Annotated in this window: 15 protein-coding genes; 1 reads left to right on the top strand and 14 read right to left on the bottom strand. The window is 48.3% G+C overall.

The window, feature by feature from the left end; translation table 11 throughout:
- Positions 1–16: 16 nt before the first annotated feature.
- The 12 genes from CZ787_RS08790 to CZ787_RS08735 form a co-directional block, all read right to left on the bottom strand.
- On the bottom strand, positions 17–523 hold the full coding sequence (locus CZ787_RS08790) for a tripartite tricarboxylate transporter TctB family protein (protein ID WP_087108249.1): 507 nt from the start codon (positions 521–523) through the stop codon (positions 17–19).
- 98 nt (positions 524–621) lie between these two features.
- Complete coding sequence (locus CZ787_RS08785; protein WP_087108247.1) at positions 622–1,563, bottom strand: tripartite tricarboxylate transporter substrate binding protein; 942 nt, start codon at positions 1,561–1,563, stop codon at positions 622–624.
- A gap of 81 nt (positions 1,564–1,644) precedes the next feature.
- Positions 1,645–2,985, bottom strand: a complete 1,341-nt coding sequence (locus tag CZ787_RS08780) for an enolase C-terminal domain-like protein (protein WP_087108245.1) — start codon at positions 2,983–2,985, stop codon at positions 1,645–1,647.
- Positions 2,986–3,093: 108 nt separating this feature from the next.
- Positions 3,094–4,011: a 5-dehydro-4-deoxyglucarate dehydratase gene (gene kdgD / locus CZ787_RS08775; protein ID WP_087108243.1), complete on the bottom strand. Its 918-nt coding sequence runs from the start codon at positions 4,009–4,011 to the stop codon at positions 3,094–3,096.
- Positions 4,012–4,462: 451 nt separating this feature from the next.
- Positions 4,463–5,968, bottom strand: a complete 1,506-nt coding sequence (locus CZ787_RS08770; RefSeq protein ID WP_087108241.1) for a tripartite tricarboxylate transporter permease — start codon at positions 5,966–5,968, stop codon at positions 4,463–4,465.
- Positions 5,968–6,414 (bottom strand): tripartite tricarboxylate transporter TctB family protein, encoded by a 447-nt coding sequence (locus CZ787_RS08765; protein ID WP_087108239.1) that lies wholly within the window; start codon positions 6,412–6,414, stop codon positions 5,968–5,970. Before CZ787_RS08765 ends, CZ787_RS08770 begins: the two co-directional genes overlap by 1 nt.
- 88 nt (positions 6,415–6,502) lie before the next feature.
- Complete coding sequence (locus CZ787_RS08760) at positions 6,503–7,477, bottom strand: Bug family tripartite tricarboxylate transporter substrate binding protein (protein WP_087108237.1); 975 nt, start codon at positions 7,475–7,477, stop codon at positions 6,503–6,505.
- A gap of 435 nt (positions 7,478–7,912) precedes the next feature.
- Positions 7,913–9,238, bottom strand: coding sequence for an enolase C-terminal domain-like protein (locus CZ787_RS08755; RefSeq protein WP_087108235.1), 1,326 nt, complete (start codon positions 9,236–9,238; stop codon positions 7,913–7,915).
- A gap of 51 nt (positions 9,239–9,289) precedes the next feature.
- Positions 9,290–10,858, bottom strand: coding sequence for a galactarate dehydratase (gene garD, locus CZ787_RS08750; protein ID WP_087108416.1), 1,569 nt, complete (start codon positions 10,856–10,858; stop codon positions 9,290–9,292).
- Complete coding sequence (locus CZ787_RS08745) at positions 10,839–12,398, bottom strand: tripartite tricarboxylate transporter permease (protein ID WP_087108233.1); 1,560 nt, start codon at positions 12,396–12,398, stop codon at positions 10,839–10,841. The genes garD and CZ787_RS08745 overlap by 20 nt, the downstream gene beginning before the upstream one ends.
- Before the next feature lie 17 nt (positions 12,399–12,415).
- Entirely contained in the window at positions 12,416–12,850 is a 435-nt protein-coding gene (locus tag CZ787_RS08740) for a tripartite tricarboxylate transporter (protein WP_087108231.1), read from the bottom strand.
- 116 nt (positions 12,851–12,966) lie between these two features.
- Complete coding sequence (locus CZ787_RS08735) at positions 12,967–14,022, bottom strand: ABC transporter substrate-binding protein (protein WP_087108227.1); 1,056 nt, start codon at positions 14,020–14,022, stop codon at positions 12,967–12,969.
- A gap of 915 nt (positions 14,023–14,937) precedes the next feature.
- On the opposite strand from CZ787_RS08735, the gene CZ787_RS19085 reads away from it, so the two are divergent.
- Positions 14,938–15,060: a hypothetical protein gene (locus CZ787_RS19085; protein ID WP_254908591.1), complete on the top strand. Its 123-nt coding sequence runs from the start codon at positions 14,938–14,940 to the stop codon at positions 15,058–15,060.
- A 94-nt stretch (positions 15,061–15,154) separates the two neighbouring features.
- Here the strand turns inward: CZ787_RS19085 and speG are convergent, their stop codons facing one another.
- Complete coding sequence (gene speG / locus CZ787_RS08730; protein ID WP_087108225.1) at positions 15,155–15,688, bottom strand: spermidine N1-acetyltransferase; 534 nt, start codon at positions 15,686–15,688, stop codon at positions 15,155–15,157.
- Positions 15,689–15,752: 64 nt separating this feature from the next.
- The gene (locus CZ787_RS08725; RefSeq protein ID WP_254908590.1) at positions 15,753–16,967 is read right to left on the bottom strand and encodes an NAD(P)/FAD-dependent oxidoreductase; all 1,215 of its coding nucleotides are present in this window, start codon (positions 16,965–16,967) and stop codon (positions 15,753–15,755) included.
- Positions 16,968–16,971: the final 4 nt, after the last annotated feature.

Raw genomic sequence — 16,971 nt, 5'->3', positions numbered from 1 at the left:
GAAAAGAGCTACCCGCTTAAGTCGGGAGCGGAATTTTGAAAAGAACGGTAAAAACATAAAAAATAGCTACGGCTAATATCGTGGAAAACACCAAGGTAGAGAGAAGCGACTTCCATCGTTGAGACATCGAAAGCGTCGACCATACGCCGCTTATCACTACGAATCCCATTATGCAGAAAAAGGTAAAAAGCCCTGTGCTGGCGATATATCCAATTCGTTCAAATACAAAGATATAGCCCGCCAGCAAGGCCACAACAAACAGCCATTGCGCGATACTTCGTACCTGTAAAGCATGTGGGGTATCCGAATGTATTTGCTTGGCTATCCACCATTCTCGCGCATCTTTAATCAGACACGGAATAGCAAATAGAAATATCAATCCAGATAACAGCTGAGGGAAAAAGGCAGGTGATAAATCCCCTACGATTTCAATGTTGGGTAGCGCTGCAGCTGCCACAAAAGCACTTGCCGAAGCGACCAGTAGAAAAAGATTAAATAGCGGCTTTCCAATATCACGTTCCATTATTCAGACCCCAGCCCCTTCTTAATGGCAGCCCCATCATGTTTTGATTAATGACAAAGCAGCCAAGCCCTAGAGGCCTTGGCTGCACAAGAGAGCTTTTACTTGGCTAGATCGCCAGCGGCTTCGCGCATGACGCCTGCGGACTCATTGATGAAAACATCAAGCTCTTCACCGTAAAGAGGCGATAGATCAGTACCTAAGTTGCTGGCCGTTTCTTCATAAGAGCCGTCGCTTATGATCTGCTGAATCGCCGTCACCCAGCGCTCCTTCACTTCATCAGAAATACCTTTAGGAGCTACAATGCCGCGCCACACGGTAAGCGTAAGATCGTAACCAGACTCCTGAAAGGTGGGCACATCAGGTAGATTGTCGCTACGTTCGGCGTAAGTAGTCGCAAGCGCATTCAATCGACCGGATTCCAGCGCTGAACGTAGCTCTGCCCCGCCCAGCACTACCGCTTCAACATGCCCGCCCATAGCGGCGGAGATAGCTTCAGAGCCACCCGGGTAAGGAATAAGGTTGAAGTTGGAATCGGTGCGGTTGGCGATAGCATTAGCGGTGATGTACGCAGAAGAACCGACACCCGACGCCCCGATCCGGATAGAGCTATCTGAAGCGGCTTCCACCAGGCTATCCAGATCCTGGTAAGGGCTATCTTCACTTACCGCGATGAGGTACGGCTCTTCGATGATTTTCGCAATAAAATCAAAATCATCATGCGTAAACGGGACGTTACCCATCGCTTCGAGCGTCAACATTGCGTTACTAGCGGCAAGCAATGTATAGCCGTCGGGCTTAGAAGCGACTGCACGAGACATGCCCACCGCACCACCGCCGCCCGCAATATTGCGAATGACCAGCGTTTCTCCTAGCTGTTCCTCAAGCAACGGCTGAAGCGCCCGGACAAAGGTATCGTTACCACCACCGGCCGAGAATGGCACAATCATATTGATACTTTTATTAGGGTAATCGTTCGCAATAGCCTGACTACCAGCGACAAGCCCTACGGCCAGTGTTAGCGTGCCTAATAATTTTTTCATTGTTAAGTTACCTCTATCTAGCGTTTATAAGCCCAATCACTTTTTGAAGTTATTTCCGGCGACTGGGTCATTCGAGCCGACTTAGCGCACTAATGCTGGCCTTTTTGGATCAAAGGTCCACCCATCAATTAAATGCTGCATCGCCATGGCGTCGTTGCGTCCGCCTGCCGGTAAACTGCGATAAAGTTCATGGGCTTTTTCGATCTGATCCATATCAATTTCAATACCCAAGCCAGGCTCATCAGTAACCGCCACTTTCCCATCAACGATCTCGGGTGGGTTATGCGTCAAACGAGCATCTCCCTCTTGCCAGATCCAATGGGTATCCAGGGCCGTCGTACGTCCTACCGCCGCTGCGCCCACGTGAGCAAACATGGCTAACGAAATATCGAAATGATTATTGGAGTGAGAACCCCAGGTCATGCCATGGTCCTGACAAAGCTGTGAAACTCGTACAGCGCCTGACAGTGTCCAGAAATGCGGGTCGGCCAGCGGTATATCCACTGAGCGAAGCATCAAGGCATGGGCCATTTCACGCCAGTTAGTTGCTACCATGTTGGTCGCCACCGGCAACCCTGTGGCATGACGAAATTCAGCCAGAATTTCTCGTCCTGAAAAGCCTTGTTCAGCACCGCACGGATCTTCTGCGTACGCGATGACGCCATGCAGATCCTTACAAAGATGAATGGCTTCATTTAGCGACCAGGCACCGTTCGGGTCAATCGTGGTGCGCGCTTCAGGGAAAGCTTTATGCAGTGCCTTGACCGCTTCTATTTCCTGCTCGCCCGGCAATGCACCACCTTTGAGCTTGAAGTCTTTAAAACCGTAGCGATCATGAGCAGCTTGAGCTAACTCTACAATACGCTGAGGTGTCATCGATGCTTCATCGCGCTGACGGTACCATTCATGACTTACCCCATCCGTACCGCGGCGGAAGTCGAGCGGCGTGGCGTGACCATCGCCAATGAAGAACAAGTATCCCAGTACTTCGACGCTATCGCGCTGCTTACCGTTGCCCAATAGCTCAGCAACCGGTACGCCTAAGAACTTACCCATTAGATCGAGCAAAGCGGCTTCTAGTGCCGCAACCGCATTGATGCGCAACTCAAAGGTCCAAGACCCCTTACCAAAATCCTCGAAGTCAGCGCTTCGCCCCGCATTACTTAAAGAAGAGACCATAGAGCGTAAACGGCTAATCGACTGCCCCACCACAAGCTCTCTTGCCTGCTCAAGTGATTGCTCAATCGTCGCGCCGCCAGGTGCCTCGCCGACGCCAACGTTGCCAGCGCTATCCTTCAAAATAACCAGGTTACGAGTGAAGTAAGGCGAATGCGCCCCCCCGATATTGAGCAGCATGCTATCGCGGCCAGCAACAGGTATGACCCGCATTTCGGTTATTGTGGGAGTACTGTGACTTGGCATAAACACTTCTCCATCATTCTACTTCTTCAGCGCGTAACCATTTTAGGTGTCAGCTTTTGAAATCACGAGGGCGGCAAAACGCCATCCCTCATGAACTAACAGAAATACTTAAAAAGACTTTGCTTTCTCAACCAGTTGCTTAAGCTGCCCCATCTCTTGATCATTAGGCATAGTCAGGGGGGCGCGTACGTTGCCGCCTGGGTAGCCCACGATGCCAGCCCCTGCTTTAACCAAGCTCACTGCATACCCCGGCGTGGTGTCGCGCAAAGTAACGAAAGGAATGAAAAACTCGCGGGTTACTTTCTTAACGAACTCACTGTCGCCTTGACGCATTGCCTTGTAAAACGTCACGGCCATCTCCGGCACGAAGTTAAAGACCGCCGAGGAGTAGGTGCTCACACCAATGGCCAAGTAAGCTTCAGCAATGATTTCTGCCGTTGGCACGCCGCCAACATAGGCCAAACGGTCACCTAGCGTTTTGATGGTGATGTTCAGCGTTTGCATATCGCCTTTACCATCTTTTAACCCGACCAGGTTATCGCAACGATCGGCTAACGCCTTGACACCATCTACACCCAGATACCCGTTAGCACGGTTATAATAGATAACACCTAGCTCAGTCGCTTCACAAACACTAGCAGCGTAATCAACAATCCCGGACTGCGAACACTCGGTAAGATAGGGAGGCATTAACAAAATGCCGTCGGCGCCTGCTTCTTGGGCGGCTTTAACCTGCTCTTTCGCTAGCTCGACATTTTGGCCCGCACTCGCAATGACCGGCACATCTCCATCGATGGTTTCAACAGCCACCTTAACAATTTCACGATACTCGTCGATCGTAATATTAAAAAACTCACCCGTACCGCCAGCGACAAAAAGTGCGGTCACTTCATAATCTTTCAACCATAGCAGGCGCTTACGGTAACTTTCAGCATCAAATTTACCGTCAGCATCGAAATCAGTTACAGGGAAGGAAAGCAGGCCGTCAGAAATAGAAGCTTTAAGCGTCGCTTTGGAAAAGTTCATGGTAATCTCCTCTTGTTTATACAGTAAGCGAACCTGGACGAGCGGTGACTCGTGTGGCTCAGTTATTTAGTACCAGGTTGAATATCTCAGTATCATATAGCCAACATTGTCATACATCATACAAAGTTTCCTCTAGACTTTAGCCTAAGACGGTTCTGAATGAGACAACCCCCGGGATTATCGATCAGGACGTGGAGCCGCTTACTGGCTAAGTAACTGAAAATTATTATTAATATGAAAAAATTCTAGGCAGCAATGTGTAGCTGAACCACAGGCCCTGTCTGAAAATTTCCTGTGTTCGGCAATACAGCGTAAAAATCAGCTCAGTTTGCTCTTTAGTAAACTCCGTTTCTTTACCGATTTTGCCTTGCTTTCGCTCGCCAGCTTTTCAGACAGAACCTAAAAAACTTCCCAAGGTTAAAAACAGCTTTTTAAGAATTAGTTTAAAACGCTAAAGCTCACCCTCAACTGGGCTACGCCTTTGCTTAATTGCTGAATAGATTGACCAACATAAAAAAAGCGCTATTAACGCAAAAAAGGTTGCGCTAACAGGTCTTTCTAAAAACACCATCAAATCTCCCCGGCTTATCAACATGGCACGCCGAAAGTTTTCTTCCATCATCGGCCCCAAAATATACCCGAGGAGCAATGGCGCTGGCTCAAAACCCAAGATTAATAACACGCATCCAATAACGCCAAACATAGCCACTAGCATAATATCCATATTGGCATAATTAATACTATAAACACCAATCACAATAAACAGAATAATTGCGGGATAAAGTATAGGATAAGGTATTTTCAACAAGCGAACCCATAACCCCACCATAGGAATATTAAGTATCAAAAGAAGTAAATTACCAATTAAAAAACTAACAACTAATCCCCAAAATAAATCAGGGTTATCTGAAATGACATTAGGCCCTGGCGTGATACCGTGGATTAAAAGCGCGCCCAGCATAAGAGCCATAACTGCATCACCGGGAATACCCAAGGTTAAAGTAGGTATAAAAGCAGATTGAGCTGCTGCATTATTTGCACTTTCAGGCGCAGTAATACCTTCTATCGCCCCTTTGCCGAATTTGGAAGGGTCCTTAGAAATTCTTTTTTCCAAGGCATAGGCTATAAAAGACCCTATTGACGTGCCCGTTCCTGGCAATATGCCAATCCCGGTACCTATTCCAGTACCTCTTAATATAGGGAATACACTATCTTTAACATCGCGCTTCGTTGGTAGAAGTGAACGAAACGTGATTTTTTGATCATTTTTTATCTGGGCCACTTTACCAACATTTGCAATGACTTCTGTAACACCAAAAATGCCCATAGCAATGGCTACAATATTGATACCATCATAGAGAAAGGTAAGCCCAAACGTGTATCGTTGAATACCAGTACTTACGTCAGTACCTACCATCCCTAACATAAGACCGAACACGACTGCTGCTAACCCCTTAGCAGGCGATCCCTGCACTAGAATTGCAGCAGCCACGAGTCCAAGCAACATCATGGCAAAATAATCTGCCGAATTAAAAGCAACGGCAAAATTTGCCAAAGGTGGTGCAAAAGCAGCCAGTACAATTACTGTAATAAAGCTACCTACAAACGATGCAATCGTCGTCATAAAAAGCGCAACACCAGCCCGCCCATTTTTCGACATGGGATAGCCGTCCAAACAGATGACAGACGAAGACGGTGTACCAGGCAAATTCAGGAGAATTGCCGCCGTGGACCCACCATATTGTGCCCCATAATAAATGCCTGCTAACATTACGAGCGCCGTTGTAGCAGGTACATAATATGTTAAGGGCAAGAGCATCGAAATAGCAGCGAGGTGGCCAACACCCGGGATAACCCCAATAAACATTCCAATCGTTACGCCCAAAGCGCAATACATAAGGTTTTCAAGGGTAAAAGCAACGGATATACCAAGTGCCAAATTATTTATAATTTCCATTAGAAACTCCAAGGAAAAAGGCGAATTGGCATATTAAGCCCCAGTATAAAGATTAGATACGACATTAGGCATAATGCAAGTGATAGCAAAGCCAACCTTACTGGCTTGAACTTTTTCTCACTTAAACCGCACAAAAAAACAAGCGTAATTGTTGAAATGAACAGCCCGGCGGGGTTCATTAAGAATGCAAACACAACGATGCCAGCAGTAATACAAACTAACGCTCTAACGTTAATTTTCGGAAAATCAGTCGCTGTCTTGGCTGAAAAAGCTATTATCAGAACACCAAGCGCACCAAGAAAGTAGCCCAAGACTCTTGGCAAATATCCAGGCCCCATATTTCTCAAAGTTCCTAAACTATAGTCTTGCGCCTGCCAAAGTACACATATCGACAATACAAGGCACATTAACCCTGCCAGAAAATCTCTATTGGTGAGTACTCTCATCCTTCTTTTCTCTTTTCTTGGGCAACGAGAGTCCTGCTCCAAAGAGCAGGATTCTATTTTTATATTTAAACTTCTTAATAGCTAACAATTATTGTTTAATATCAGATCCAGCAATAAACTCAGTTAACTCTGCCATTTGTTCGGTCATCCATTCCTGTAACTGAGCAGAGGTTTCAGAAGGTCGAGCCTGGCCGCCTTGTTGGGCAATTTTTGCTTGTAAATCTTCAGTCGCCAGTATATCAGCAAGCTCTTTCTGAAGGCGTTCAACTACTTCTGGCGGACTGCCTGCTGTTACCAAAATACCTTGATAGGTTCCATCAAGCTCCCCCGGAAGTCCTAGCTCACGAAACGTTGGCGTATCAGGGAGCTCCTCTAACCGCTCTTCTCCAGTTACTGCTAGCGCATTCATTTGATCATTTAAAACAAAAGGAAGGGAAGCTGTTGTACCGTTCAATAACATATCACTTTCACCAGACACTACGGCACGTGTAGCATCAGACCCACCTCGATAAGCAATGACCGTCCAATCAAGCCCTAAATCCTGGATTAATCGCTCGGTAGTAATATGATTATTTGCTCCTACACCGGATGTTGCGACGGCAATATCACCAGGATTATTGCGAGAATACTCGACAAGATCATCAAAGCTTTCAAAATTATGCTGCTGTGACATGCCTAACACATAAGGCGAATAAGAAACCATCGTCACAGGCGACAAGTCGCTTTCAATATCATAAGCAACATTATCAAGTACGCTGGGCGCAGCTAGTAGTGCAGTCAGATCCGAAAGTAAAAGCGTATGCCCGTTAGGGTTTGCTTTAGCCACATAGTCCGCGCCAATATTCCCCCCTGCCCCCGCCTTATTTTCGACAATGACGGGTTGACCAATGGCTTCGGAGAGTTCTGGCGCAATGTAGCGTGCAAGAATATCTGAGGTGCCTCCAGGAGCAAACGGAACAACGATCCTAACAGGCCCTTGAAATTCATTAGCTAAAGCGACATTACCGGCTACGATCAGCGATACAGACGCAGAACCTACAAATAAGCTTTTGATATTTATCATGACATCTGCTCCAGGTTGTTAATTTTATAGTTATGTCAAATCTCGGTATTAATTAGTATGCCGCCTCAAACGTCATATGTATTTAATCATACAACCATAACCTAGCGTGGGTTTAATACGTTGAACATACGACTATAGTCCAGACTTAGCCAAATAGTTTACTCTGCCTACATTCGTACCGGTCAAAGTGATACACGATAATGGCAACAGGAACAGGAACAGAAAGTTTTGCTACTCTACACAAATTGTGCAAAGTCACTAATTATAACTTGATGAAACACACCAAGTAAGCTGCAAATTAAAAGCAAAACCACGCTGATTAATAAGCAGCAAACTTGGAAACATCAACTATCTTTTATACAAGCAAGAAAATTATAGTTAACCAAAGCGTAAGAGAAACTTCTACTCGACTAGCATACAAGACTTACCGTTCATTTAACGAACCAATGCTGGGCGTTTAGGATCAAACTTCCAATCAGGAACAAGGAACTGCATAGCCATGGCGTCATTTCGTTGCGTTACATCCAGGGTTTTATAAAGGCGATGTGCTTCCATAAGCTTATCGTCATCCAATTCAATTCCTAAGCCAGGTGTGGTAGGAACCTTAATTTTTCCATCTCGAATTAAAAACGGATTTTTCGTAATACGCTGCCCATCCTGCCAGATCCAGTGGGTATCAATCGCCGTAATCTCTCCTGGGCAGGCGGCCGCAACATGCGTCATCATCGCAAGTGAAATATCAAAATGGTTATTGCTGTGCGAGCCCCAAGTCATACCCCACTCGTGGCATAATTCGCCAACCATGACCGCTCCTTGCATGGTCCAGAAATGGCAATCAGCAAGCGGAATATCCACTGCATTAAGTTGTACGGCGTACTGCAATTGCTTAAAGTCGGTCGCAATCATGTTTGTTGCTGTGGGCAGGCCTGTACGCTTCTTGAACTCAGCCATGGTTTCACGGCCTGAGTAGCTTTCTTCCTGACCGCAAGGATCTTCTGCATAGCTAAGCAGGTGCTTGATCGGGTCCAGAACACGCACCGCCTCATCAAGCTTCCATGCGCCGTTGGGATCCAACGTCAAGCGCGCCTCAGGGAAGGCTTCATAAAGGGCGCGAATGCAGTCAGCTTCTTCTTCACCGCGCAGCACACCGCCTTTAAGTTTGAAATCCTTGAATCCGTAACGCTCATAGGCAGCCTTAGCCAAGCTCGCCACGGCGTCAGGCGTTAGCGCTTCCTGATAGCGAACTTCATCCCACGCATCTTTAGGGTCTGATGCTTGAGGATATGGGAGATCGGTTTTGCCAGGATCTCCAAGTAAAAACAAATAACCTAAAGCCTCTACCTCATCGCGCTGGCGACCATATTGCCCTAACAAATCGGCGACAGGCAGCTGCAACGTTTGGCCATAAAGGTCTAACAATGCGGACTCGATACCCGTAATAACGTGAACAGCGACTCGTAGATCAAACGTCTGGCGACCGCGCTCTTCACGGCCATTTTTGGCCAATGCCAAGCGCGCGTTATTGAGGGTTTGTTTGATATTGTTGATGCGCGACCCTTCAACGATACCCCGGCACTGTTCCAAACCCTTAAGAATACCGGCACTAGAAGGAATTTCACCTACCCCTTTATTACCGGCGTCATCTTCAAGAATGACAACGCAACGGATAAACCATGGTGCATGGCCGCCGCTCAAGTTGAGCAAAAACCCATCGTAGCCAGCAACAGGAACGACGCTCATGGATTTAATTCTCGGGAACATAAATCACTAACCTCTTGTACTATTAGTCCAGCCAGGATGTCTTTTCCACACTCACGTCACAGGTGCAGGATTAAATAACACTAAATCGTTATGGATACCCAATCGATCAGCAGCGGCTTGCTTGCGCCCACTCGCCACATCGAGAATCAGATGAAAAAGCTCCCATCCAACGTCTTCAATGCTGGCATCACCCGTGGCGATGCGACCGGCGTCCAAATCGATAATGTCGTGCCAACGTCTTCCTAACTGTGAATTAGTGGAGACCTTTAGCACCGGCACCATTGCCAAACCATAGGGCGTTCCACGGCCTGTGGTGAACACCTGCATGTTCATGCCTGCAGCCAATTGCAGAGTCCCACAAATAAAGTCGCTCGCCGGTGTAGCTGCAAAGGTGAGTCCTTTACGCCGTAAGCGCTCACCAGGACCAATCACATCCACAATGGGCGAGTTACCCGACTTAATCACCGAACCAAGCGCCTTTTCAACGACATTACTTAACCCGCCTTTCTTGTTGCCAGGCGAGGGGTTGGCACTACGATCAGCCTGTCCTTGAGAGAGGTAATCATCGTACCAAGCCATCTGTTCAATCAGCGCTTCTCCCACTTCCTTGTTAATAGCTCGCGGCGTTAGCAAGTGGATGGCATCGCGCACTTCCGTGACTTCAGAGAACATCACGCTACCGCCAGCTCTTACGATCAGATCAGTAGCAAAGCCGACGGCTGGGTTCGCAGTGACGCCAGAGAAAGCATCACTTCCTCCACACTGCATACCTACCACAAGATCAGATGCAGGACAGGTCTCACGGCTGCGCTTGTTGAGCCGTTCCAAATGGCGCTCGGCCATGGCTAAAATGCCGTCGACCATGTCACCAAACCCTTCAAAGCTCTCATCCTGAAGGCTCAGTACGTTGGCTTCCGGATCGGCGGCTTCGCTGTTTTCATAGATTTTGACCGGGCGATCTTCGAGCAGTGTCGAGGGTTGAAGCTTTTCGCAACCCAATCCGATCACCATGATCTCGTTACCGAAGTTGGGGTTCAGCGCAATATTTTTTAGCGTACGAATAGGCACAATCGCCGCCGGTGCGTTGATCGCCACGCCGCAGCCATAGCTATGGTTGAGCCCGACCACATCATCAACATTGGGAAAGCGTGGCAGCAATTCACGCTTGATACGACTGACTACATAATCCACGGTGCCGGCCACGCACTGAACGCTGGTGGTAATCCCCAGTACGTTCTTGGTGCCCACGCCGCCGTCCGGATTGCGAAACCCTTCGAAGGTATAGCCTTCGAGCGGTTCGGAAGCTGGCGCCTGTCGCGTGGCCAACGAGAGCTCGCCAAGGCCTGGGGCCGTCGGCAGGCGTACATTGGTTTCATTGACGTGGCCGCCACGCTCGATAGCAACCACGGCGGTGCCGATTACCTCGTTATAGCGAATCACTGGGCTATCCTGGGCAATCGCTGTCAATGCCACCTTGTGACCCTGCGGAATAGGCATCAAGGTAGTACACCCCTCGCTGATACTCACACCTTCAGCCAACCCGCCCTGCTCAATCACAATGGCAACATTATCGTTCGGATGTACTTTTATTACGCGCGAATTAGTCATTGTTTGAGCCATGGTGTTTTCCTGAAACGGTGTGCGGGCCCGAGGCTTGGCTTAGCTCCATCTTTTGGCGAGCACGAGACCTGATGCCCATGATGATTGCAAACACCACAGAGGCAGCGATCAATCCCCATAGCACCATAGCAATCGGGCTTTTAGTGAAGAAGACCGAGTAGGTGCCAAAGGATTCAAGGCTTTTTACAAAATATACCTCGGCCTGACTTCCCAGAATAAAGCCGATGATCAGTGGCGCTATTTCAAGGCCGATTTTCTGAATCAAATACCCCAGAACGCCAAAGATAAGCAGAGTCCAAACATCGAACATGATGCCGTAATTAATGGCGTAAGCGCCCACTACGCACATCATCACAATAATGGGATAGAGAATATGTTTGGGTACCATTACCACTTTGGCAATGTACTTGATGGCAAAGAACATCAAAAAGAACATCACGAAATTGGCAAGCACCAAAGCCGTCATCATGACGTACCATGTTTCATGATTTTCCGGGATGAACAGAGGCCCGACCTGTATTCCCTGTAGCGTAAAGGCGCCAATCAGTACTGCCGTGGTAGCATCACCTGGAATGCCAAGCGAGAGCAGGGGGATGAGCGCACCACCGGTCAGCGCGTTATTAGCAGACTCCGAGGCGATTAACCCTTGTGGCGCTCCTTTGCCCATCTGAGACGAGTTACGTGCCAGGTTTTTCTCTTGGGTATAGGCGAGAACGGAAGCAGCACTGCCACCCACGCCCGGCAACATCCCCACAAAAGTGCCAATAAAAGAAGAGCGTGTCAGATTGGTCAGGCTGCCCTTAAAGATAGACAGCGAAAACCCACCTTCTTTACCAATTTTAATACGTTGCCCAGCGACATCGCGTTTTACGCCTTTTTCAGCCTCCAGCAAAATGGTGGAAATACCGAAAATGCCGATTAGCACCGGTAACAGCGAGAAGCCTTCAAACAGGTAAGGTTCCATGAAGTCGAACATCAGCCGCGTATGGCCATTACCACCGTCAGAAATGCTGTAATCGCCAATAAGGCTTAGCCAGACGCCAATGACGCCGCTAAATATACCGATCAGCATGCTATTTGAAAGAGAGGCAATAACGCTCAATGCCAGCAAGATAATCAGGAACTTCTCTACATAAGAGAATTTGATCGAAAAATCCGCCAGCAGTGGCGCAAACAGGAACAGTACGGCTGCGCTAATAAGCCCGCCAATGACAGAGGCAATGACACAAATGCGCAATGCCTTTTCACCCTCCCCTTTACGCGCCATAGGATAGCCGTCGAAGGTGGTGGTTATCGAAGAAGGCGTACCGGGGATATTCAGAAGTACCGCTGGTACCATACCGCCTGAAATTCCGCCCACATAGAGGCCCAGCAACAGTGCCAAGCCATGGTTCAACCCCAAAGCATAGGTAAGCGGCAGACAGACAGCGACGGCCATGGTAGCCGTCATGCCTGGGATCGCGCCGAAAATGATACCTACAAGGGTGCCAAATCCAACGAGTAGAAAAAAAGTAAAATCGAGAACTGACAAAAATTCCATGGCGGTACTCGCGTTGGTTATGGCAGTGTGATGGTGAATAGCTTGGCGAGCACAAACCAAGCTAGCGTTGGCGCAACAACAGCATTGATGACGACAATAACGAGGGCTTTTTTCGTCCACTCATGCAGATAAAGCAGCGACATGAGAAGTACAAAAGCTATTGAGACAAACAGAAAGCCATAGCCCGTATAGGGGAACAGATCACCGACAACCGCCATTAGATAAAAGTACGCGGCTATCAAAGCAAAGGTGCCGAAGAAACGAAAATTGTCTCTTGATTCGCCAATAATGGGTAAAGTGCGCTCTCCTCGCTTAACCGCAACCATAAAGGGGGCTACTTTGGTTATTAGAATCAAGGCAAACAGCCCACCCAGAATCCAGTGAATAATAGTGGGAAAGAATAAGTGTGAAGTCTCGAAATCTATCGAAACACTAAACAGCCCTGACTCCATATTTACTCCAGAAGTATTAACGCAGCGTGCGTATAAGTAAGGTATATACGCTTGGCCCCATACCCATGCTCAGCGCATGGATAGGCGCTAGTAACAAGCTACTAGCGCCTACCCGCTTAGTTGATGTTGCTAATGATTTCTTCGTAGCGAGTCATTTTCTCTTGGAGGTATTCAGAAGCCTCTTCTGAGGGGTTGAAGTCAGGAATAAAGAACGCATTTAACTGCGCTTCCTGAATGCTGCCTTCGTCATATATTGCAGCAAGCGCCTCATCAATCTGATCTACGATACCTTGGTCCATCTCTTTGTTGTAAAGGAAGAAGAACTCTTTATCGAAGGTAAAGTTTTCGTCTTCACCCATGGTGACATCCACATTAGGCTCGACGTATTCAAGAAGTTGCTCGCGGGTCGTCTGGCCAAGACCCTCTTCCAACGCCTGCTCGATAGTGCCTTGGCGTGCTGTCAACCATACAAAGCGCATGGCTTTCTGATCATCTTCGGGTAAACGGGTGTATTGCTCATTGGCTTGGACACTGCCATTAATGACATCGGCTTGACCATCAAACAGCTGCTGGTTTTTATCAGACTGAGAGCCTGTATTAACGGCTACCAGATTGTCTTCCTGTCCGGGGTGCTCAATAGCAATGGCATTTTTCAATGCACTGAAGCCGATCTCGGAAACGCCGCCAGGCTGGATCGCTACGCGCACGGTTTCGCCGTTACCTACCGCCTCGATGATATCGTCGAGGGTTTCATAAGGAGAGTCTTTGGCCACGAGATAGGCGTTGCCGGGGTTGATCGCGATAGTCGGCCCAATCGTGTACTTTTCAAAGATATCGTCATAGCCTTGCACGCCATAGAGATGACCAAGATAGGATTGATCATGAAAAATCATCAGGGTATTGCCCCGAGAATCCCTATCCAGTGTGCGAAACGCTGAGCTTGCGCCTACGGCATCAACCTTCATATTTAAGCCGAGATGCTCGGCTAGACGATCAACAACGATGCTGGCGTTTTGGTAAGTGTCGCCACCGGTAGAAGTAGAGCCAATTACGACGCGGATATTGCCACGCATCTGGGCGTCTTGTGCCATGGCAATGCCGGAGTGCATAGCTAATGCTGCAATCAAGCCAGCAGAGCCAACGCCCATCATTGTTTTCTTTGATAGCAACATAAATTCACCTTTTGCGTTCATTGTTGATTTTATCGGTTTGAAGATACTTATTCGTTGGCACTATCAAAAAGCTGTTCCAACGGCTGCCACTGCCATTCGATTCAGTACCCTATCTTTACGAAAATTAAGCATCTTTCACAAACCTGCGAATACAGCCACATCAACTCATTTCACAAGCTAATAAGTTATTAGTTAAAACCTTGAGAGCAGAGTCGTCTCTCACACACAGCGCTATCACGGCTTATCGTCATACATCATACAAATAAACATTATTGCCAAGTACCGAGTGTCGCAAGGCTTATTGCTTAAATTGAGACCAAAGTTTTAATCACACAGGACATAGACTTTCGTCTCAACCGAAAAGCAAAAAACTATTAAAACAAACGGTTGAGCACAGAGTGCAGCGCAGCAAATATAAGCAGCACAACTATTAATCATGCCCCATAAAATGGTGCATGATGGCCCATAGCTAACCAATAGACCCAAAAATAACTGTAAAAGCTCATGCGCTAGCCAAGACAGCGCTTAATGGGGAGCTGCGAGCTACTCCAGGTGTAAAGGCTCACGGAGGGGCCGTGACGGCGCTTTAAAGCCAGACATATGGCCATGGGCTTTAGCTTTTGGGAATTACACGTTAGTTCACCAGCGAACTGCTAAAAAATATCCAACTCATGCCACCCTGAGGCTTTTTTATATTGTTTGTGAAAACCTTTTTCATTCAACAATGTAAGCACTCATCTACTCAATCTGTAAGCCATTACTTACAGCCCATCATCTTTTACCTACAACGTTAGGACTAGCATCAACCCTCAAAAGCGCCTACTATCCTCCGCCGCAGCCAATGCTGCGACGCACAACCAAAAATCCTCATAACAAGAACCGTTGTTAACTCCCCTGCTAACAGGAGTGCATGCTATGCAACACTCAATGACTCAGTACCCGGCCACTAATGCGGACATTATGGAAGTATGGGCACAGCACGCGCTTGCGCAGCGCGCAGCGTTTGACGCCTTTGCCGCTTATATTTGCGATTGCTAAAGCCTGCTGCTATTTATTCCCTATCAACGCCTCCCCTTGGAGGCGTTATTTTTTGTACATGAGTAGTCGATTCAAACCACCCATCAGCCAGCCACTAGGTAGCGTCGCTTTCAAGCGCTGCTAAATAAGCCTCCTGCAGGATATACATCCGCTTTACGTCTCGGTATTTGCCGTTGATAAAGAACTCCTGAACCAGGTGGCCTTCTTCGATGAACCCACTCTCTTCATAAAGATGAATCGCCTTAACGTTCTCCACTGCGACGATGAGAAACACCTTATGAAGGTTCAGGATGGTAAACGAGTAGTGTAGGGCCTGGCGGATCAGCGAACGTGAAAACCCTTTTCCCTGATGGTCCGGAGTAATGATGATTTGGAACTCTGCGCTGCGATGGATGTAATCAATTTCAATCAGTTCCACCAAGCCAATCGCCGTGCCGGTGCTGTCTTCCGCTACAAAACGTCGCTCGGCATTATCATGAATATGTTTGTTATAAAGCTCTTCCAGCTCATCAAATGATTCGTAGGGTTCCTCAAACCAGTACGACATAATGCTTTGATTATTATTAAGTTCATGTACAAAGCGCAGGTCGCCACGCTCAAGGGCACGTAAAAATAGCAAGTGGTTCATGGGCGCAGCCCTCATCGTGTAGCGGCAATGTGGGGTGGCAATATCACATAGCCCGTTACGTGGCTTAAATGTGGCGTTTAAACGAAAATAACTCTGCCAGCGGATGCGGTTTTCCTTCAATTAAAGCGCGCAGCAGCTTGGCCCCTATCATGCTGTAACTAATGCCGTTTCCGCCGTACGCCATGGCAAAGTGCACGTTTGGCCCATGGGAATCATGAGGACCAAAATAAGGCAGCCCGTCGCATGTTTCGGCAAACGTGCCCGCCCAACTAAAGGTAGGGTTAATCGTTAACGACGGCCAGAGCATCTTGATCTTATCTGCCAACCCTTGGGCTTTTTCCAGCACTCGTTCATCGCGGCGCTTGGGTATATCCTGCTCATCATCATCGCCGCCCACCAGCAGCCGACCCTCTTGAGTAGTCCGCAAGTAAAGATAGGGCCGCGCAGACTCCCAGACGAGGGTATGTTTAAGCTCGCCCAGCATGTCAGGCGTTAGCGGGTCGGTAATGAATGCATAGCTGCTCCGGTTTTTAGCCATCGGCTCAGGCAGCCACGCTTGAGACTCATAGCCTGCGGCCACCACGACCTGCTGGCAGTTGAGCGTCGCGCCGTTCGTCAACGTAAGCGCTATATGCTCACCGTGCCGGGTCATGCGCTCAACCCTGGTACGGTCGTATACCTTGCTGCCCCGCGTGGTTATCTTGCCAAACAGCTGATAGGCCATTCGATAAGGGTCCATGCGTGCCGCAAGCTCGGTTAAAATAGCGCCTGGCGCATCAAAGCCGTAGCGTTCCAAAAGCGTTGCCCGCTCAAGCCAACTGGCCTTAAAACCATGTTTCTGACGCAGCAAAAGTTCCTCTTTTAACGACGCTACGTCTTCCCCACTGCTTGCATAATAGAGGCTTTGCTGGCGCTCAAACTCCACATCCTCCAGCTCAAGCGCCAAGGCTTCAAGCTCAAAAATTGATTCGGCACACGCCCGATAGGCAAGCACCGCGTTTGCCTCGCCGTAACGCTCGGCAAGCTCGGTCATATGGGTATCAATTTCATACTGCAGCAGTGCGGTACTGGCGGCCGTGCTTCCCCAGCCTATATCACGGCGCTCAACCACCACCACGTGATGACCATGCTGGCTTAGTTCATTGGCAATCAGCGCCCCGGTTATGCCGCCGCCGATGACGGCCACCTCGCATTGATGGTCATGGGTTAGCTGTGGGAAAGTAGTCAATAGACCGTTCTTTACCGCCCAAAACGGATAGCCGCTTTTAAGATCCATCATGTCC

Source organism: Halomonas citrativorans (genome assembly GCF_900163645.1).
Taxonomy (GTDB): Bacteria; Pseudomonadota; Gammaproteobacteria; order Pseudomonadales; family Halomonadaceae; genus Vreelandella; species Vreelandella citrativorans.
Note: the sequence above shows the minus strand (reverse complement) of the source record. Positions and strands in the feature narration are given on the sequence as shown.